Raw genomic sequence first — 17,679 nt, forward strand, 5'->3', positions numbered from 1 at the left:
ACCCGTGGTTCGGCGGCGGGCCTCAGCCTTCCAGGGCGTACTGCATGGCGCGGAACTTCGCCTGCGCCTCGGCGAGCTCCGCCTCGGGATCGGACCCGCCCATGATGCCGCAGCCGGCGAACAGGCGGGCGCGGTCGCCGGAGACCTGGGCGCAGCGCAGGGCGATGCCCCACTCGCCGTCGCCGCGTGAGTCGATCCATCCCACCGGTCCCGCGTATCGGCCGCGGTCCATGCCCTCCAGTTCGCGGATGACGCTCAGCGCCTTCGCCGTGGGCGTGCCTCCGACGGCGGCGGTGGGGTGCATGGCCGCCACCACGTCGAGCACCGAGGCGCCGTCGGACAGGCGGCCGGTCACCCGGCTGGCGAGATGCTGCACGTTGGGCAGCACGAGCAGCTCCGGCTTGTCCGGCACCTCGAGTGCGGCGCAGAGCGGTGCAAGCGCCTCCCTGACGGACACGACCGCGCAGACGTGCTCGTAGCGGTCCTTCTCCGAGGCGAGCAACGCCTCGCCGCGGGCGGCGTCGTCGGCGGGACCCGACCCGCGCGCGATGGTGCCCGCGAGGACGAGCGACTCGATCGATTGCCCCTTGTGGCGGACGAGAAGCTCAGGGGTGGCGCCGACGAGCCCGTCGACGGAGAAGGTGTAGCACTCCGGATACCGCGTGGCCAGCCGGGACAGCAGCACCCGTGTGTCGATCTCCCGGTCCGCCGTGGCCAGGAGGTCGCGGGCCAGCACCACCTTGTCCAGCGTGCCGCCCTTGATCTTCCGTACGGCTCTCGCGACCCTTTCCTGCCACTCGGGGGCGGTCAGCGAGCCGTCGCCGTACGTGATCCCCCGGGCGGTGACTAACGGTGCGACGGCGTCGGAGCCGGCGTCGCCGACCGTGGTGAGCCAGGCGCGGCCTCCGGAGCGGGCGAGGATCACCTGGGGGACCACCAGGGTGGAGCCCTCGGCGTTGGCGTCGAAGGTGAACGACCCGAACGCCACGGGGCCGGATCCCGGCATCCCGACCTCGTCGTCGATCCACGCGTCGTCGAAAAGCGACGACAACCACTCACGCGCCCACTGGAAGCGGCCGGGGCCCGGCGGAACCGTGGCGCGGGCGGCCTCTCCCCAGCCCACGAGACCCTCGCCATGCCTCACCCAGGCGTACGGCCCCGCGCCGGGAAGGCGCGAGAGCAGATCGTCCGGATCGCTCACGGCGATCGTGCGAACCGTGAGGGGGCGGATCAGCGCGACACTCATTTGCCTCACTTTACGCAGGAACTGAACACGTTCGACACCGACCCCCGAACGCCGGGGCGACCGTGTCAAGCACCGATAGGAACTTGGTCATGGAAGGCTCGGCTCCCCTTGTGGTCATAGAACGATCGCCGGCGTGATCCCTAGCTTTGGTCTCCCGGAGGTGTTCATGATCAAGAAGATCGCATCGGTCGTCCTCGCGTCGGTCCTCGTCGGAGCCGGCACGGCCAACGCGCAGACGATGCCGCAGGCGATGCCCAGGGTAATGGCCGCGCTGGGGGACTCTATTAGTTCTGGATTCAATGCTTGTGGCTGGTATGTGTCGTGTACGTCACGCTCGTGGGCAGCGGGTGACAATCCGGGCGTCGACAGTCACTACCTGCGACTGCTGGCGCAGGGGCCGGCGATCAACGGGCACAATCTGAACTTCGCCGTTCCCGGCGCGACCAGTGCCGATCTCCTGGCGCAGGCCCGCCAGGCGGTGGCCAGGGGCGCCGAGTACGTGACGATCCTGATCGGAGCGCAGGACGCCTGCAGGGACTCGGAGGCGGCCATGACGCCGGTCGCCACCTACCGCCAGCGGATCGACGCGGCGCTCGCGGTCCTGCGGACGACGGGCACACGGGTCTTCGTCGCCAGCATTCCCGACCTGAAGCGTCTGTGGCGGGTGGGCAAGGACAACGCCTGGGCCCGCGCGTTCTGGGCCCTCGGCGGGATCTGCCCGTCGATGCTGGCGAACTCGGCGTCGGTCAGCAAGACCGACGAGGCGCGCCGGGACCGGGTCCGCGAGCGGGTGATCGCCTACAACGAACAGCTCAGCCAGGCATGTGCCCTGTACGGCACGGCCTGCCGGTACGACGGTGGCGCGGTCTTCTCCTTCCCCTTCACGCTGAGGCACCTGAGCGGCTGGGACTACTTCCACCCCAACGCCGCGGGACAGAAGGCCCTCGCCGCGATCACCTTCGACGCCGGGTTCGTCCCCTCGGCGACGCAACCCTGAGTCCCGGCGACACCGCGGCAGCGGAGGGATCGACCCACCGCTGCCGGCCCTTCGACGTTCGGTCAGAGGGTCAGAAGGTCAGAAGATGAGCGCTGTAAGGCCCACGGACATCAGGCCGCCGTGCTGGAGCACACCATGTTCGACCCGATGTAGACCGGCACGCCATCCCTGACCTGGTAGACATCGGTGATCGTGCAGACGGTCAGCACCCAGTAGGTTCGGATCCCGCCGCCGCCCGGCAGGGGCTCGCTGTAGATGCCGCCCGGGTAGACCGTGCCACCGGAGTTGCCACCTCGGGGCGTGGCCGTGGTCTTCTTCGGCATGTCGGTCGGCCGGCACACCGCTCCGGCGGTCATGAGCCGCTGGTTCTTCTGGGCTCGCTGCCCGACCTGTGACGCCCAGTCGGAGTGGACGACCTCGTAGCCCGCCGCGTTCCAGTCACCGCTGTTCACGGCCGCGATCATCTTTTTGAACGTCAGGAATTTCGCGCCGCCCATCGCGAACGCCATGTCGATCAGCACCACCTGCCTGGCCGACGACAACTGGTCGAAGTTCGGTATCACGGTGCGGAGGGTCTTGACCGCGGCGTTCCAGTCGTTAACGAACAATGTGGTGATCTGGAATTGTGTCAGGTTCTGGGTGCCTGCTCGCACCGCGTCGTAGTCGGCTCCGACAGCGGTGATCGTCTCACGGGCGCCGGCTCGGTCGAGATTGAATCCGATGCCCACGGTCGGGTGCGGCGGGGTGGCGCTGTCGGGGTAGACGTGGGCGTTGCCCGCGAGCCCGTAGGGCCCTTCGTTGTAAGCCACGTAGGCCTGCATCTGCTCAAGCGTCATCTGCTGGCCCTGATCTTCCGGGTTCTCCGGGGCCGTGGGATCGGTGCCTTCGACGGGAACCGCCATACCGCCGCCGGCGCAGGGCGCGGCGGCGAGAGCGGGTGCGGCCATGGTGGTCGTCGCCACGAGGCTCGAGAGGACGAGCGCGGCGGTCGCGATGACGGTCGACAGGAGTTTTCGGCGGGCGGAGGTGCGGATGGCCATGAATGTCCCTTACGTGGAGGGGCTGACCCGCACATCGTTATACTGGACGGGCGTCCAGTTAACGACAGAACTTTGTGATCTTCACTTATCGGAGATGTCCAATGTCGTCATTGCGACCGACCGTAGGAGCTGCATTTCTCCCCGGCGGCCCCCCAGTGAACGTCGGGGTCAGAGCCAGCCGTTGTGGCGCGCGGTCCTGGCCGCCTCGATCCGGTTGCGGGTCCCGGTCTTGCCGATCGACGAGGACAGATAGTTGCGGACCGTGCTCTCCGACAGGTGGAGGCGCAGGGCGATGTCGGCGATGGTCGAGCCGTCGGCCGCCGCGGCGAGCACGTCCCGCTCCCGGTCGGTCAGCGGGCTCGACCCGGCGCTGAGCGCGGCCGCGGCCAGCGCCGGGTCGATGACCCGCTCGCCCTGGAGCACCCGGCGGATCGCGGTGGCCAGTTCCTCGACGGGGCCGTCCTTGACGAGGAAGCCGTAGGCGCCCGCCTCCATCGCCCGCCGCAGGTATCCGGGCCTGCCGAACGTGGTGAGGATCACGACCCGGCAGGCCGGCAGGCGGTCGCGCAGGTCGGCCGCCGCGTCGAGCCCGGTGCGGCCGGGCATCTCGATGTCCAGCAGGGCCACGTCGGGCCGCGCCTCCAGGGCGGCCGTCACGACGTCGTCACCTGACGCCACCTGGGCGACGACCTCGATGTCGTCCTCCAGGCCGAGGAGCAGGGCCAGGGCGCCGCGCATCATGCCCTGGTCCTCCGCCAGCAGAACCTTGATCACGCGTTCTCTCCCTGCTCGGGCAGCGTCACGCGGAGCAGGAAGCCGCCGCCGGGCCGCGGCCCGGCGTCCAGTGTCCCGTCCGCCGCGGCCACCCGCTCGCCGAGCCCGACGAGTCCGTTGCCGCGGCGGACCGGGCCGGCCGAGGACGCGCCGTCGTCGCGGACCTCGAGCACGAGGTCGCCCGGTACGCCCAGGTCGATCTCGCACGTGCGCGCGCCGCTGTGGCGGATGACGTTGGTCACACCCTCGCGTACGGCCCAGCCGAGCAGGGCGTCGGTCTCCGGCGGGAGCCGTACGACGGGGGTGCGGATCGTGACGTCGATGTCCGCGTCGGCGAGCACCGTGCGGGCCGACTCCAGTTCGGCGGTCAGCCCGCGCCCGCGATAGCCGGTGACGGCCGCGCGGACCTCGGTGAGCGCTTCCCGCCCGATCTGCTCGATGTCCGCGGCCTGCCCGGCGGCGCCGTCGGCGTCCTTGTGCGCCAGGCGTCGTACGGCCTCCGCCTTCACGACCATGACCGACAACGTGTGCCCGAGGAGGTCGTGCAGATCCCGGGAGAAGCGCAGCCGCTCTTCGGACACGGCGGCCTGGGCGAGTTCCTCCCGGGTCTGCTTGAGCTCCGTGATGGCGTCCCACAACCGGATCATGATCGCCGGGATGAGCCCGGCGGTGAAGATCCCCCACATCAGGAACACGGTGTCGCGGACGCCGGAGCCGATCGCGATCTGCACGCCGAGCGAGGCCAGGGCGAGGGCGGACAGCAGGAAGGGGGGCCTGCGCCCCCTGACGGTCACCCCCAAGGCGATCGCGGTCATGACGAGCAGGAGGCTGAAGTTCCCATGGAAGACCGCGGTGGCGGCGAGTGCCACCGCGGCGAGGAGCGGCAGGAAGAGCCGCTCCGCCAGTCGTGAGCCCGCGAAGGACAGGCGGACGGTGACGATGTAGAGCGCGGCGCCGACCGCCGTCACCGCCCAGGCGGCCCAGAGCGAATGGGGCCGGCCGTGCGCGATGTCCCATATGGGGCCCCCGCAGAGGACGGCCCAGATGTACATGCCCTTGGCGTCCGGCCCCTGCTCGTCTTCGCCGAGCGGGTTCATCCAGCTCACTTCGGCCGGTTCGTTCTGCTTCATCGGCAGCGATCGTCCCACAGGGTCACGCGGTCCGGCCCGCGCGGCGGTAGGCGTACAGGGCCCAGAGCCCGAACACGACCAGCCATCCGCACAGGATCACCACGGCACGGGCCCCAGGGGCCGTGCCGGAGGCGACGTCCCAGGAGAGTGCGGCGTAGCTGTTCGACGGCGTCCATTCCGCGATCGCGCGCAGCCAGCCGGGGAACCCCGCCGTGGGCACCCACAGGCCCCCGACGATGGACAGGCCGAGGAAGGCCGCGATGTTGGCCATCCCGGCGGTCTGCCCGGTGAGGGCGTAACCGTTGCCCAGCCCGAGCAGCGAGAAGGGGATCGTCCCCGCCCACAGGAGCCCCACGATGGACAGCCACTGCCATGGGCTCAGCGTGACGTGGTTGACGAGCACACCGGTGAGCAGGACGGCAGCGATGCTGGGCACGACTCCGAGCACGCCGGTGATGACCTTGCCGGTCACCACCTGGGCGGGCGCCAGCGGGGTGAGGCGCAACTGCCGCAGCCACCCGGCGGCCCGGTCCTCGGCGATGCCGCTGCCGTTGTTGAACGCGCCGCCGAGCGCCCCGTACGCGGCCATGCTGACCATCGTGACGATCGCGCCGGTGTGCCTGTCGCCGGGGGCGAGGGCGAGGTTGGAGAGCACGAGGTACATGACGACGGGGGAGGCGATCCCGAAGATGATGAAACCGCCGTCCCTGATGGTCCTGAGCAACTCGAGCCTGATGTAGCCGAACATCACACGGTCTCCTTGGCGGTGAGGGCGACGAAGGCGTCCTCGAGGTCGGCGGGGGTCACTTCGAGATTCCGTACGGCTCCCGCCTGGGCGAGGGCCATCACGGTGGCGTCGGGATCGGCGCTGCGCAGGTGCACCCGGTCACCCCTGACCTCCAGGCGGCTCACGCCGGGAAGGTCGCCGAGCCAGGCGACCTCGCCGACGGCCGTCACGCTCACCGTGGTGAGGGCGACGATCTTCTTGATCTCCGCGCTGGTGCCGTCCGCGACCACGTGGCCCCGGTCGATGACCACGACGCGATCGGCCTGCTCGTCGGCCTCGTCGAGGTAGTGGGTGGAGAACAGGACGGTCTTGCCCCGGCCGGTCAGCGTCCGCATGCCGTTCCAGAACTCGCGCCGCGCCTCCACGTCGAGAGCTGCGGTCGGCTCGTCGAGCACGATCAGGTCGGGGTCGCCGACCAGTGCCATGGCGAAGCGCACCCGCTGGGCCTGGCCGCCGGAAAGCTTGTCCACCCGCCGGTCCTCCAGGCCGGTCATCAGCGCCAGTGCGAGCACCTGCTCCAGGGGCAGCGGCGCGCGATAGGTGCCCGCGATGAAGGTGAGCAACTCGCGGATCGTGACGCGGGGGATGAGCCCGCCCTCCTGGGGCATCGCGCCCGCGAGGCCCTGCCGTACGGCCTGGCCGGGGTCGATGCCGAAGATGGCGGTCTTCCCGGAGTCCGGGGGGATCAGGCCGAGGAGCATGCCGATCGTGGTCGACTTGCCGGCGCCGTTGGGGCCGAGCAGGGCCACGGTCTGGCCCCGGGGGATGGCGAGCGTGAGGCCGTCGACGGCGCGGACGGCTCCGAAGCTCTTGGTCACCGCGGTCAGTGACACAGCGTCGATTTCCATGAGGACAACGCTAGAAAGGCGTGATCTTCGCCAGTAGATCCATCGATCCGGGGTTCGATGGGACAAAAGTCCTCAGGGAATACCGGCGGATCCGCCGTGCGCTTATCGTGTAATCAAGTAAGCAGAAATGGCGGGAGGTCCTGTGGCGCTCGACGCGTACTCCCAGATCGTCTCCTCGGTCGCCGCCGAGCTCACCCCGAAGGTCGCGGCCGTCACGGCCGGGCGGGGGAGCGGGTCGGCGGTCGTCTTCACCTCGGACGGCTTCCTGCTCACCAACGCCCACGTGGTCGGCCGCGCGAAGACCGGCACGGTCGCGTTCTCCGACGGCGTCTCGGGCGACTTCACCGTCGTGGGCGCCGACCCGCTGTCGGACCTGGCCGTGATCCGCGCGCTCGGCACTACACCGCGGCCCGCCGTGCTTGGCGACAGCGACGCCCTGGTCGTCGGGCAGTTGGTCGTCGCCGTCGGCAATCCCCTCGGTCTGGCCGGGTCGGTGACCGCGGGCGTCGTGTCCGCGCTCGGGCGGTCGCTGCCGGCCAGGAGCGGCTCCGCCGTCCGGCTGATCGAGGACGTCATCCAGACGGACGCCGCGCTCAACCCGGGCAACTCCGGAGGAGCCCTGGCCGACGCCGAGGGCCACGTCGTCGGGATCAACACGGCCGTGGCGGGCGCGGGCCTCGGGCTCGCGGTGCCGATCAACTCCACCACCCGCTCGATCATCGCCGCGCTGATGAGCGACGGCCGGGTCCGGCGCGCCTACCTGGGCCTGGTGACGACGCCGGCGCCGCTCCCGCCCGACATCCGCGAACGCGTCGGGCGGCGCAGTGCGCTGCGGGTGATGGAGGTGGTGCCCGGATCTCCCGCCGCCAAGGCGGGCCTGCGCGCGGGCGACCTGATGCTGACCGCGGGCAGGAAGCCGGTGGAGGACGCCCAGGGCCTGCAGCGGCTGATGTTCGCCGACGCGATCGGGAGACCGCTGCCGATCACGGTCCTGCGCAACGACGCCCTCGTGGACGTCATCGCCGAGCCGGTCGAGCTCGGCCTGTCCACGATCTGATCCCCGGCCGCATGCGGCGGAGGATCAGCCGATGCTCGCGAGGAGCGTCGCGAGGTCGGCGGGCCGGGAGAGCATCGGCCAGTGCCCCGTCGGCAGGGAGAGCAGCTCCCACTCCGGGCCCGACAATGCCGCGAAGAACGGGTGTCCTGCGGCGATCATCGCGTTGACCTCGTCGAGAGGGAAGGAGCAGCTGATCAGCGTCTTGGGCGATTTGTCGAAGGCGCCGGTGAGGATCAGCGGTTGCGTGATCGTGCCGATGGGCTGATCGGTGGCCCGTGCGGACATGAGCTCCCGCTCGCGGGGTCCTAACCCTTCGGGGCTCGCCCCCGACTCCGCCAACGCCTCCCACGCGGGGAACGGGTACCGCCACCCGTCGACCGCGTTCGCCTCTACGGCCTCGCGGCCGGTGAGGTCGATCGGCGCGACCCCGGACGGCACGGGCCCGCTGTCGACATAGACGACGTGGCCGATCCGGTCCGCCGCCCTGTCGGCCGCTCCGGTGACCGCGGCGCCGCTGCCGCTGTGCCCGACCAGGACGACGTCGTGCAGGTCCTCAAAGGCGAGCAGGTTCGTGATGTCGGAGATGTGGGTGTCGAGGTCCAGATCCGGCGACGCGAGGTGTGAGCGCTCGGCGAGACCGGTGAGTGAGAGCGGGAAGACGGTGTGCCCGGCGGCGCGCAGCGGAGCCGCCACTTCCTGCCACGCCCAGGCGCCAAGCCAGAAACCAGGAACGAGTACGTATGTCGTCATGAGTCGACGGTAGGACCGAATCCGGTCAGAATCGGTCCTGATATGTCGACGAATCGTGTGCTCGCCTTTCTGGAACTCCTCCAGGCCCGCCCCGGCCTCACCGGCCCGGAGATCGCCGCGCGCCTCGAGGTGGGCGAGCGCACCGTCAGGCGCTACGCCGTACGGCTGTGCGACCTGGGCGTGCCCGTCGAGGCCGAGCGCGGCCGCTACGGCGGTTACCGCCTGACGCCGGGATACAAACTGCCGCCGCTGATGCTGACCGACGACGAGGCGACCGCTGTGGTGCTGGGCCTGCTGTCCGGGCGGCGCACGGGACTGTCGGTGGGGGAGACGGCGACCGAGAGCGCGCTCGCCAAGATCCAGCGGGTTCTGCCGAAGGACCTGCGTGAGCGGGTGGGCGCGGTGGAGGAGATCGTCGCGCTCACGACGCGGGCCGCCGGGAACCACCGGCCGAGCGCCGCAGCCCTGCTCACGCTCGCGGAGGCGGTCCGGCGCCGCCGGCGGGTACGGCTGGCCTACCGCTCCTTCAAGGGGGAGGACAGCGAGCGGGAACTCGACCCCTACGGCCTGGTCTTCCACTCCGGCCGGTGGTACACGACCGGCCTCGACCACCGCAGCGGACAGGTGCGGACCTTCCGCGTCGACCGGGTCGCCGGCGCGCATGTCACCGAGGTGACGTTCTCGCCGCCGGGACGGTTCGATCCCGTGGGGCATGTCATGGAGTCTCTGGCCGCCGTGCCGTACCGGCACGAGGTCGAGGTCGTGCTGGCCACGACGCTCGAGGAGGCCCGGCGGCGGATCCCCGCCTCCGTGGCCCCACTCGTCCCGGACGAAGGCGGCACGCGGATGACCGGCCGGGCGGAGCGGCTGGACGGCATGGCGCAGTTGCTGGCCGGGCTCGGCTGGCCGTTCACCGTGATCAGGCCGGACGGGCTCAGGGACGAGGTCAGGGCGCTGGCCCGGCGCCTCCTGATGTTCACGGAGACGCCGGAGCCGGGCTCACCTCGGCTGGACGAGTGACGCGAGGAGGTCCTCCCACCTCTTGCCGATGATCTCCATGTCGTAGCCCGCCGCGGTCTTCACGGCATGGGCGCCGAGCGTGTCGCGCAGGCTCTGGTCTTCGATGACCGCGCAGATGGCGTCGGCGAGGGCTTCGACGTCGCCCATGTCGACCACAAGCCCGTCGTGGCCGCTCGTGATCAGCTCGGCGGGCCCGGTGGGGCAGTTGAAGCTCACCACCGGCAGGCCCTTGCTCATGGCCTCGAGGAGGACCATCGGCATGCCTTCGAGGCGAGAGCTCAGCACGAACATCGACGCCTTGGCCATCTCCGAGCCGACATCCGTGGCCGCGCCCTCCAGGACGACCTTGCCGATGAGCCCGTGTTCCTCGATGGACGTCAGCAACTTGTCGCGCTTGCGCCCGCTGCCGAAGATGCGCATGGTCCAGTCGGGGTGGCGTGCCGCGACGTGCACCCAGGTCCGGATCAGCAGGTCATGGCCCTTGGCGTGGGTGAGACGGCCCACGGTGATGGCCGTCTTGCCTGTGAGCGGGGAGATGCCGCCGTTGAGAGCCGTCACCGCGTTCGGCATCTGGGTGAGGACCTTCGGCTTGCTGAGCAGCGCGGCGTCGTAGGCCACGAGGTCGGTCTCCGTCAGGGTGACGAGGGCGTCGAGCTTGCCGTACCGGCGGACGATCTGCCGGCGAATCGGCTTCTTGTGGGACGCGAGGTTGAGGTGCTCCTGCCCCACGGTGACGACCTCGGGCGGCGCGAAGAGTGCGGTGAGGAGGTTCAGGGCGGGCCGGGTGCTGATGAGGATGCCCTCGCGGCGTGAACGGATGTACCGGATCAGTTTGATCTCGGCTGCGAGCGTGAACGAGTCGGAGGCCGCCTCCTCCCTCGGGACGAGGACGCCGGGGATCCGCGACAGGAAACCCTTGCGCCCGGACACCCGGTCGTCGAGGTAGCGCACGCGGACACCTGGCGGGATGGGGAAGAAGGGTTTCTCGCGAGCCCTGACCACGCTGACGACCTCGACGTCGTGGGTCCGCGCGAGGTGGCCGGCCAGGTTGTAGACCGTGCGGATGGTGCCGCCCATGCCGTTGGCGTGCAGGAGCAGGATCCGGATCTGCCGGTCGCTCGGTGGCGGCGCCGAACGGGCGCGCTGCCAGTCGCGGGCACTCATGCCCGCGAGGAGTGTCCGCCGGACCGCGTTGAGCAACGACCTGAGCACCGCCCGGCCTGTTTTCTTCGCGATGCGGGCTGGATGGGCGCGGAAGGTATATGACAAGTCATGCCCCGTTTATCTCGTGTTCAATTCCCCTTTCTGAGACGCGATCAAGGCGACTTGCGTTGGTGTGATCTACGTCACACTCGATGCCAGACCGTGGTGGTCGTGATCGGCGCGTTCTCCAGCGGCGCAGGCACCATGTGCCGCCCGGCCGGCTGGAAGCGATCTCGGGGCAGGTAGGAGCATGCGCGCTCGGGGACGCCGACCAGCACCACGCCGCCCGCCCGCTCCAGGAAGGGCATGACCCGGCGGGCGAGAGGACGCTCGTAGAAGACGTCCCCCGCGAGGATCACGTCCTCCGCGGGCGTCGAATCGAGGAGATCGCCTCCCCGGACCGTCACCGCCACTCCGTTGGCGCGTGCGTTCAGGACCGCCGCGGCGAGGGCGTGCGGGTCGACGTCGTTGGCGATCACCCGGGCCGCGCCCGCCATGGCGGCGGCGACGGCGACCAGGCCTGAGCCGGTGGCCAGATCGAGCACCGTGCGGCCGCGCACGAGTTCCGGGTTGTCGAGGACGTGGCGGGCGAGTGCCTGGCCGCCCGCCCAGGCGTAGGCCCAGAACGGCAGCCGCCCGAGCCGCTCCCACATCTCATAGAGCCGGTCGTCCGTCTCCTCGCCGGTCGCCGTCGCGGGGTCCACGCCGGCAGGGGGATCGGCGGCCTGGGGGCCCGGTGCGCCCGCGGGCGTCGAGCGGGCGCCGGCCGGAGGGTCATCCGGCGGTGCGGTGCCCGGGCGGGCCAGGTACAGCCGGATCTCCGGCACGTACGGCACGGCCCCGAGCGCCGTATGGGCACGGACGAAACGATCGAACCCGCCCGGATCGTCGAACTCGGTGAACTCCTCCACGGCCGGCGATCGTATCGGGCCGGATCCCATGGTCGTGGCTCGCGGCGGTCTCAGATGAGCGTGAGTTGCTCCGGCGCCGGAGGCGCGGCGGGCCGCGGCCGCGGGGTGATCCGCCGGGCTTCACGGGCGTTCGTCCTGCCGATGCCGTATCGCCGGGCGAGTGCCTCGACCTCCCGGCGGACGCGCTCCTGGTAGGCCTTGGGGGCGTACGCGCCTCTGCCGTACAACTCCAGGTAGCGGGGCACGAGGCGCGGGTGTTCGCGGGACAGCCAGGCCATGAACCACTCCCGCGCGCCGGGGCGCAGATGGAGCGTGATGGGGGCGACGTGCGTCGCGCCGCTGTCCGCGATGCGTTCGACGGTCTCGGAGAGCATCGCGGGCGAGTCGGTGAGGTAAGGGAGGATCGGGGCCATCAGGACGCCGCAGCGGATTCCGTGGTCGTTGAGGGTGGCGCAGATCTCCAGTCGCTTGCGCGGATGGGGCGTGCCGGGCTCGACCGCGCGCCACAGGGCGTCGTCCACGAAGCCGACGGACACGGCCGTGCTGACGTCGGTCACCTCGGCGGCCTCGACGAGCAGGTCGAGGTCGCGGAGGATGAGGGACCCCTTGGTGAGGATGGAGAACGGGTTGGCGGCGTCCCTGAGGGCCGCCAGGATGCCGGGCATCAGCCGGTAGCGGCCCTCGGCCCGCTGGTAGCAGTCGACGTTGGTGCCCATCGCTATGTGGTGGCCCGCCCACTTCGGGGCGGCGAGTTCCCTGCGGACCAGATCGGGGGCGTTGACCTTGACGATGATCTTCGAGTCGAAGTCCTCGCCCGATCCCAGATCCAGGTATTCGTGGGTCTTCCTGGCGAAGCAGTAGGTGCACGCGTGACTGCAGCCCCGGTAGGGGTTGATCGTCCATTCGAAGGGCACCTGGCTCGCTCCCGGGACGCGATTGATGATCGACCGGGCACGGACCTCGTAGAACGTGATCCCGCGGAAATCGGGCGTGTCGAATGTCCTCGCGACCGCGTTCCGCGCGAACAGCGGAGTGGCCGCCGTGTCCGCATCGTGATCGGTCAGACGCAGATTGTCCCAGCGCATTCCTTGATTGGAACAAAAGTTCGATGAAGATCGCAACTCACAACGCGCGGGTAAATACGGGCCCTCGAAAGCGGCTAACGATCTTCATCGTTGGGCAGAACGTCCGCACACACCTTGCGTTCCGGGGAGGTGCGCCATGGCCTGGTCGCAGGACGAAGCGCGGATGCTGGCGATGATCGAGCGGCATCTCACCGATGAGGATCCCCGCCTCGCGGCCCGGCTCGAGTCGTTCAACGAGCGCGTGGAGCGGCGCTCGCAGGGACGGCGCGAGAGGCCGGCCCGGGCGAGGCGGCCCCAGCGCTCCACGGTGATCATCATCGTGAGCTGGCTCCTGATCGCGACGCTGATCGCCACGTTACTGGTCATGGCCATCCGGAACGACGCCGCCGCGTTCCCCATGTGAGCCAGACCGCGGTTCCGGGCAACCTCGCCCTCAGGGGCCGGGATCCGGTGTTCCTGGGAGTAGCAGGGACAGGATCTTTCGCCGCCACGCACATAACGTGGAAGGCATGGACGAAGGCAACTCGCTGGGGGAATTCCTGCGGGCGCGGCGAGAGCTGGTGCGCCCGGAGGACGTCGGGCTGCCTGCCATGGGGCGCCGCCGGGTGCCCGGCCTACGCCGTGAGGAGCTCGCCATGCTGGCGGGCATCAGCATCGACTACTGCGTGCGGTTGGAGCAGGGCCGCGACCAGCACCCGTCCGAGCAGGTGCTCGACGCGCTGGCCCAGGCGCTTCGACTCGACGCCGACGGCACGGCCCACCTGTATCGGCTCGCCCGTCCCACGCCGCGCCGGCGCACGCCGCGCAAGCCCGAGCGGGTGCCGTCGGGCATCCAGCAACTCGTCATGTCGTGGTCGGACACCCCCGCCTACGTCCAGAGCCGCCACCTGGACGTCCTGCTCGCCAACCCCCTGGCGACGGCGTTGTCGCCCATCTACGCCCGGGGAGTGAACCAGGTGCGGGCCGCGTTCCTCGACCCCGCCGTGCGGGCCCTCTACCGCGACTGGGAGAAGATCACCGCGAGCACCGTGGCGGGGCTGCGCGCGCTCGTCGGCGATGAGACGCGCGACGCGCGCGTCGCCGAGCTGGTGGGAGAGCTGTCGGTGTCCAGCGAGCGGTTCCGGCGCCTGTGGGCCCGTCAGGACGTCAAGCCGACAAGCAGCGGGATCTCGCACCTGGACCATCCCCAGGTCGGACCGTTGGAACTGCGCTACGAGAAACTGGCCGTCGTCGGCACGGAGGGCCAGGTCCTGGTCGTCTACCATGCCGAGCCGGGAAGCGCCTCCGAGCAGGGGCTGGCCCTGCTGTCCGGACTCGCCGGGGGTTCCCGGCAGGTCGAGTGGTCCGGACGGACGAAATCGGACAACTAGCGGCCGGGGCGGCGCAGGCCTCGTGAGAGGGTCCCGATGAGCCCCTGCGCCCGGTGCTCGGGGGCCGCGATCACCCGAGGGACTTGAGGAAGTCGGCGGCGATCGGAGCCGCCACGTCCCCGCCCATGCCGCCGGCCTCGACGACCACGGCGAACGCGATGTCCCCCCGGAAGCCGATGAACCAGGCGTGGGTCTGGATCTTGCCCGCGGGACCGAACTCGGCCGTCCCGGTCTTGCCCCCGGTGCCGGAGGGCAGTCCTGCCGCGTGCGCGGTGCCCTTGGTGACGACGGCCCGCATCATCTGCTGGAGCGGGGCCTTCACCCCGCCGGGCAGCGGCTTGACCTTCAGCTTCTGCTTGAGCGTGGGGACCAGCGTGGGCGGCCGCCAGTTGCCGTCCGCCACGGCCGCCGCGACGGTGGCCATCACGAGCGGGCTCGAGGTGATCCTGGCCTGCCCGAAGGCCTCCGCGGCCAGTTCGGCGTCACTGGTGGCCTTGGGCATGCTGGCCTTCGTCGTCGTCACGCCGATGTTGAGCGGCTGGTTGAAACCGAGGAGCGTGGCCATGTCGTAGAGCTTCTGCGCCCCCAGCTTCGACGCGGCCAGCGGAGCGAAGGTCGTGTTGCACGAGTGGGCGTAGGAGTCGAGGAACGACAACGAGCCGAACGCCTCGTGGTCGGAGTTGCGGATGTCCAGTCCGCCGATCTTCGACTTCTCCGGGCAGGTCACCTTGGAGGAGGGCGTCAGCCCTTCGGCGAGCAGTCCGGCCGCGGTGATCGTCTTGAACGTGGAGCCCGGGGGATAGGTGCCGCCCAGCGCCCTGTTGAAGCCGCCCACGCTGTTCGCGACGGCCACGATCTCGCCGGTCGAGGGGCGGATGGCGACGAGCGACGTCGGCTTCTTGTTGTCACGTACGGCATTGGCCGCGGCGGTCTGCACGCGCAGGTCGATGCTCGTGGTGACGTCCTTGCCGGGCTTGCCCTTGATCGTGTGGAGGGTCTTCTTCTCCGGCCCGGTCACCTGGATCTCGGTGGTGGGCGTGCCCGCCAACTGCTTCTGGAAGGTCTCCTGGAGACCGCCCCGGCCCACGGCGTTCCCCACGCGATAGGCGGCGCCGAGCTTCTTGACGTCCTTGGCGGTGGCCTTGTCGAGATATCCCACGAGCTGCTGGACCGAGCCGCCGACGTCCCCGGTGTCGATGCGCTCGCCGTTCGAGGCCATGATCACCGCGCGCTGGGGCCACGACGTCTTGATCGCCAGGTGGCTGGAGCCGTCGAGGTCGGGGTGGACCGCCTTCGGCGACCAGTCCACCTTCCAGTAGTGATCCTTGACCGCGAGGTCGAGCGTGCCCTTGTAGGACCAGTCGCCGATGTTCTTGAGCGTGGCGGTGACGGTGTAGGTGGCCGTGGCGTGGTCGTTCACCGGCTGACCCACGCTGAGGTCGCTCACGGCCACCTTGGTCGCGCCGAGGTTCTTGGTGAGCTCGGCGTAGGCGGCGTCGAACCCCGGGGCGGGGGCCACGAGATCGGTCTTCATGGCCGTGAGGTCACCGCTCGTCCATGCCGCGGTGAAGCGCTGCGCCGTCTCCTGGGGTGTGCCGCGGGTGTGGAGCACGTAGTAGGCGCCTCCGGCGGCCGCGGCCACCACGAGCACACCGGCGACCGATGTGATGGCGATCATCCGTCCGCGCGGCATGTGCACCCCCATGTCCTTGAGCCGGCACGGCGATCCTCAGAACGGTTCGCCGAGATTGCGGGACGACGGAGAGCCTAGCGTGGACAAATCGTTATCCACACCGATGTCAGGTGGCGTTCTTCACGCTGGCGGCGTACCGCGGGACGTACTCCTGACCGGAGAGCTTCTGGATGGCCGTCATCACCTCGTCGGTCACGTCCCGCCGGTCACGGGCGCTGGCCGCGTCTCCGGTGAAGGTCATGGGGGCGCCCAGGCGGATGCCGAACCGGTGCAGTCGCGGAACGGACGTTCCGGGCGGCAGCACCCTCTCGGTCCCCAGCATCGCTACGGGGATCACGGGGGCGCCCGTCGTGAGAGTGAGCCACGCCACACCGATCTTGCCCCGGTAGAGGCGGCCGTCGGGGGAGCGGGTGCCCTCGGGGTAGATCCCGAACATCTCACCGGCGTTGAGGACCTCCACCGCCGAGTCGAGCATGGCCTGGGCGGCGGACGCGTTCTCCCTGTCGATCGGCATCGTCCCCATGGCCCCCATCCACGTGGCGGTCAGGCGGTTGCCGGTGAAGTACTCCTTCTTGGCGACGAACCGCATCGGGCGTCGCAGCAGGGCGGGCAGGAAGAAGGAGTCCAGCACCGAGAGATGGTTGGAGGCCAGGATCGCCGGGCCGTTCGCGGGAACGTGCTCCCGGCCTTCGACCTTCGGCAACCACAACAGGCGGACCAGTGGAGCGGTGACCATCTTGGCACTGCGGTAAAGCACGGGATCTCCTCCGACGGGCGATGCGGTCAACCCTAGGCCTGGCCGATGCCGTGCGGAGTGTGTGGCTCGGGCAACTGCCGTTCACATATTTTGTACGGCTCCTCCAAATCGGCGCCCGCCGGGTTGGAGCAAACCGCCGCTTCACCGTCGCCGGAAAGACGAACGCCCCGCGAGACGATGTCTCGCGGGGCGTTCATGCCGAGGGCCGATGTGGCGGTCGCCTCCTCGGCGAGATGCACAACACGGCTCCAGCCGAACGGTATTCCGTGAAGGCGGTAATTGCGGCCCGGGGGACACAAACCACATCGGCCAACACAGAGCTTAACGGACTCTCCGAGGTGCCTATTCCGGCGGTGAGGTCGAATGTCCGTTATAGACCTGTTTGGGGGGAATCTTTTTCTGAGCCGGCATTCGGGCCGATACCCTCGGCCGGGCAGGTCTGTCGTGAGGTGGGAGAAAGATGCTCGAGACCGAGCGGTTGTCGCTGAGGAGATGGCGTGAGAGCGATCGGGAGCCCTTCGCGGCCCTGAACGCCGACCCCGAGGTCATGGAGCATTTCCCCGCCCTCCTCTCCCGGGACGAGAGCGACGCGCTGGTCGGGCGCATCGAGGAGGGCTTCGAGGAGCGCGGGTTCGGGCTGTGGGCCGTCGAGGCGGAGGGGGCCTTCATCGGCTTCACCGGCCTGACGGTTCCGCGTTTCACGGCCGGCTTCACTCCGTGCGTCGAGATCGGCTGGCGGCTGGCCAGGCGCGCCTGGGGGTACGGCTACGCCACCGAGGCCGCGACCGCCGCGCTGGGAGACGCGTTCGGGCGGCTGGGCCTTGAGGAGGTCGTCTCCTTCACGGCCGTCCAAAATCTCAGATCGCAGGCGGTGATGCGCCGGATCGGCATGTCGCGTGATCTCGCGGGCGACTTCGACCACCCGGTGCTCCCCGAGGGCAGCCCCCTGCGGCGCCATGTTCTCTACCGGATCAGGCGGCCGGCCGGGTAACCGCTCATGCGGCGACCCCG

The 17,679-nt window shown here is 70.0% G+C and carries 19 protein-coding genes; 6 read left to right on the forward strand and 13 right to left on the reverse strand.

What is annotated here, in order from left to right; translation table 11 throughout:
- Positions 1-22 precede the first annotated feature (22 nt).
- Positions 23-1,246, reverse strand: coding sequence for an isochorismate synthase (locus Pmi06nite_RS24130; RefSeq protein WP_203955381.1), 1,224 nt, complete (start codon positions 1,244-1,246; stop codon positions 23-25).
- Positions 1,247-1,412: 166 nt separating this feature from the next.
- Here Pmi06nite_RS24130 and Pmi06nite_RS24135 point away from each other — a divergent pair, with 166 nt between their 5' ends.
- On the forward strand, positions 1,413-2,243 hold the full coding sequence (locus tag Pmi06nite_RS24135; RefSeq protein WP_203955382.1) for an SGNH/GDSL hydrolase family protein: 831 nt from the start codon (positions 1,413-1,415) through the stop codon (positions 2,241-2,243).
- Between the two features lie 110 nt (positions 2,244-2,353).
- On the opposite strand, the gene Pmi06nite_RS24140 is transcribed toward Pmi06nite_RS24135, so the two are convergent.
- From Pmi06nite_RS24140 to Pmi06nite_RS24160, 5 genes are all read right to left on the reverse strand, one after another.
- On the reverse strand, positions 2,354-3,283 hold the full coding sequence (locus tag Pmi06nite_RS24140) for a lysozyme family protein (protein WP_203955383.1): 930 nt from the start codon (positions 3,281-3,283) through the stop codon (positions 2,354-2,356).
- Positions 3,284-3,451: 168 nt separating this feature from the next.
- On the reverse strand, positions 3,452-4,057 hold the full coding sequence (locus tag Pmi06nite_RS24145; RefSeq protein ID WP_203955384.1) for a response regulator transcription factor: 606 nt from the start codon (positions 4,055-4,057) through the stop codon (positions 3,452-3,454).
- On the reverse strand, positions 4,054-5,187 hold the full coding sequence (locus tag Pmi06nite_RS24150) for a sensor histidine kinase (protein WP_203955385.1): 1,134 nt from the start codon (positions 5,185-5,187) through the stop codon (positions 4,054-4,056). Before Pmi06nite_RS24150 ends, Pmi06nite_RS24145 begins: the two co-directional genes overlap by 4 nt.
- A gap of 22 nt (positions 5,188-5,209) precedes the next feature.
- Positions 5,210-5,935, reverse strand: a complete 726-nt coding sequence (locus tag Pmi06nite_RS24155; RefSeq protein WP_203955386.1) for an ABC transporter permease — start codon at positions 5,933-5,935, stop codon at positions 5,210-5,212.
- The gene (locus tag Pmi06nite_RS24160; RefSeq protein ID WP_203955387.1) at positions 5,935-6,822 is read right to left on the reverse strand and encodes an ABC transporter ATP-binding protein; all 888 of its coding nucleotides are present in this window, start codon (positions 6,820-6,822) and stop codon (positions 5,935-5,937) included. The genes Pmi06nite_RS24155 and Pmi06nite_RS24160 overlap by 1 nt, the downstream gene beginning before the upstream one ends.
- Before the next feature lie 142 nt (positions 6,823-6,964).
- Here Pmi06nite_RS24160 and Pmi06nite_RS24165 point away from each other — a divergent pair, with 142 nt between their 5' ends.
- On the forward strand, positions 6,965-7,879 hold the full coding sequence (locus tag Pmi06nite_RS24165; RefSeq protein WP_203955388.1) for a S1C family serine protease: 915 nt from the start codon (positions 6,965-6,967) through the stop codon (positions 7,877-7,879).
- Between the two features lie 24 nt (positions 7,880-7,903).
- On the opposite strand, the gene Pmi06nite_RS24170 is transcribed toward Pmi06nite_RS24165, so the two are convergent.
- A complete protein-coding gene (locus Pmi06nite_RS24170; protein WP_203955389.1) occupies positions 7,904-8,629 on the reverse strand; it encodes an alpha/beta fold hydrolase in 726 nt (241 codons plus the stop codon).
- Positions 8,630-8,671: 42 nt separating this feature from the next.
- On the opposite strand from Pmi06nite_RS24170, the gene Pmi06nite_RS24175 reads away from it, so the two are divergent.
- Positions 8,672-9,649: a helix-turn-helix transcriptional regulator gene (locus Pmi06nite_RS24175; RefSeq protein WP_203955390.1), complete on the forward strand. Its 978-nt coding sequence runs from the start codon at positions 8,672-8,674 to the stop codon at positions 9,647-9,649.
- Here Pmi06nite_RS24175 and Pmi06nite_RS24180 read toward each other — a convergent pair.
- From Pmi06nite_RS24180 to Pmi06nite_RS24190, 3 genes are all read right to left on the reverse strand, one after another.
- Positions 9,629-10,918: a glycosyltransferase family 4 protein gene (locus Pmi06nite_RS24180; protein WP_239114170.1), complete on the reverse strand. Its 1,290-nt coding sequence runs from the start codon at positions 10,916-10,918 to the stop codon at positions 9,629-9,631. The genes Pmi06nite_RS24175 and Pmi06nite_RS24180 overlap by 21 nt on opposite strands.
- Positions 10,919-10,995: 77 nt before the next feature.
- Positions 10,996-11,763, reverse strand: coding sequence for a class I SAM-dependent methyltransferase (locus Pmi06nite_RS24185; protein WP_203955391.1), 768 nt, complete (start codon positions 11,761-11,763; stop codon positions 10,996-10,998).
- Positions 11,764-11,813: 50 nt separating this feature from the next.
- Positions 11,814-12,848 carry an Rv2578c family radical SAM protein gene (locus Pmi06nite_RS24190; RefSeq protein WP_203955392.1) on the reverse strand — a complete coding sequence of 345 codons (1,035 nt, stop codon included), beginning with the start codon at positions 12,846-12,848 and terminating at the stop codon, positions 11,814-11,816.
- 136 nt (positions 12,849-12,984) lie between these two features.
- On the opposite strand from Pmi06nite_RS24190, the gene Pmi06nite_RS24195 reads away from it, so the two are divergent.
- The gene (locus tag Pmi06nite_RS24195) at positions 12,985-13,251 is read left to right on the forward strand and encodes a DUF3040 domain-containing protein (RefSeq protein ID WP_203955393.1); all 267 of its coding nucleotides are present in this window, start codon (positions 12,985-12,987) and stop codon (positions 13,249-13,251) included.
- Positions 13,252-13,357: 106 nt separating this feature from the next.
- Positions 13,358-14,218, forward strand: coding sequence for a helix-turn-helix transcriptional regulator (locus tag Pmi06nite_RS24200; protein ID WP_203955394.1), 861 nt, complete (start codon positions 13,358-13,360; stop codon positions 14,216-14,218).
- A 70-nt stretch (positions 14,219-14,288) separates the two neighbouring features.
- Here Pmi06nite_RS24200 and Pmi06nite_RS42670 read toward each other — a convergent pair whose 3' ends face one another.
- The 3 genes from Pmi06nite_RS42670 to Pmi06nite_RS24215 form a co-directional block, all read right to left on the reverse strand.
- Positions 14,289-15,911 (reverse strand): penicillin-binding transpeptidase domain-containing protein, encoded by a 1,623-nt coding sequence (locus Pmi06nite_RS42670; RefSeq protein ID WP_203955395.1) that lies wholly within the window; start codon positions 15,909-15,911, stop codon positions 14,289-14,291.
- A 106-nt stretch (positions 15,912-16,017) separates the two neighbouring features.
- Positions 16,018-16,668 carry a lysophospholipid acyltransferase family protein gene (locus tag Pmi06nite_RS24210; protein ID WP_373317332.1) on the reverse strand — a complete coding sequence of 217 codons (651 nt, stop codon included), beginning with the start codon at positions 16,666-16,668 and terminating at the stop codon, positions 16,018-16,020.
- A 32-nt stretch (positions 16,669-16,700) separates the two neighbouring features.
- The gene (locus Pmi06nite_RS24215) at positions 16,701-16,907 is read right to left on the reverse strand and encodes a hypothetical protein (protein WP_203955396.1); all 207 of its coding nucleotides are present in this window, start codon (positions 16,905-16,907) and stop codon (positions 16,701-16,703) included.
- Between the two features lie 221 nt (positions 16,908-17,128).
- Between Pmi06nite_RS24215 and Pmi06nite_RS24220 the strand changes: the two genes are divergently transcribed.
- Complete coding sequence (locus Pmi06nite_RS24220) at positions 17,129-17,659, forward strand: GNAT family N-acetyltransferase (RefSeq protein ID WP_203955397.1); 531 nt, start codon at positions 17,129-17,131, stop codon at positions 17,657-17,659.
- Positions 17,660-17,679 lie beyond the last annotated feature (20 nt).

The sequence above is a fragment of the Planotetraspora mira genome (assembly GCF_016863275.1).
GTDB lineage: Bacteria > Actinomycetota > Actinomycetes > Streptosporangiales > Streptosporangiaceae > Planotetraspora > Planotetraspora mira.

Coding starts and splice junctions, on each gene's coding strand:
- Pmi06nite_RS24130 (WP_203955381.1), bottom strand. CDS start 1,246: ATGAGTGTCGCGCTGATCCGCCCCCTCACGGTTCGCACGATCGCCGTG.
- Pmi06nite_RS24135 (WP_203955382.1), top strand. CDS start 1,413: ATGATCAAGAAGATCGCATCGGTCGTCCTCGCGTCGGTCCTCGTCGGA.
- Pmi06nite_RS24140 (WP_203955383.1), bottom strand. CDS start 3,283: ATGGCCATCCGCACCTCCGCCCGCCGAAAACTCCTGTCGACCGTCATC.
- Pmi06nite_RS24150 (WP_203955385.1), bottom strand. CDS start 5,187: ATGAAGCAGAACGAACCGGCCGAAGTGAGCTGGATGAACCCGCTCGGC.
- Pmi06nite_RS24155 (WP_203955386.1), bottom strand. CDS start 5,935: ATGTTCGGCTACATCAGGCTCGAGTTGCTCAGGACCATCAGGGACGGC.
- Pmi06nite_RS24160 (WP_203955387.1), bottom strand. CDS start 6,822: ATGGAAATCGACGCTGTGTCACTGACCGCGGTGACCAAGAGCTTCGGA.
- Pmi06nite_RS24170 (WP_203955389.1), bottom strand. CDS start 8,629: ATGACGACATACGTACTCGTTCCTGGTTTCTGGCTTGGCGCCTGGGCG.
- Pmi06nite_RS24175 (WP_203955390.1), top strand. CDS start 8,672: ATGTCGACGAATCGTGTGCTCGCCTTTCTGGAACTCCTCCAGGCCCGC.
- Pmi06nite_RS24190 (WP_203955392.1), bottom strand. CDS start 12,848: ATGCGCTGGGACAATCTGCGTCTGACCGATCACGATGCGGACACGGCG.
- Pmi06nite_RS24195 (WP_203955393.1), top strand. CDS start 12,985: ATGGCCTGGTCGCAGGACGAAGCGCGGATGCTGGCGATGATCGAGCGG.
- Pmi06nite_RS24200 (WP_203955394.1), top strand. CDS start 13,358: ATGGACGAAGGCAACTCGCTGGGGGAATTCCTGCGGGCGCGGCGAGAG.
- Pmi06nite_RS42670 (WP_203955395.1), bottom strand. CDS start 15,911: ATGCCGCGCGGACGGATGATCGCCATCACATCGGTCGCCGGTGTGCTC.
- Pmi06nite_RS24220 (WP_203955397.1), top strand. CDS start 17,129: ATGCTCGAGACCGAGCGGTTGTCGCTGAGGAGATGGCGTGAGAGCGAT.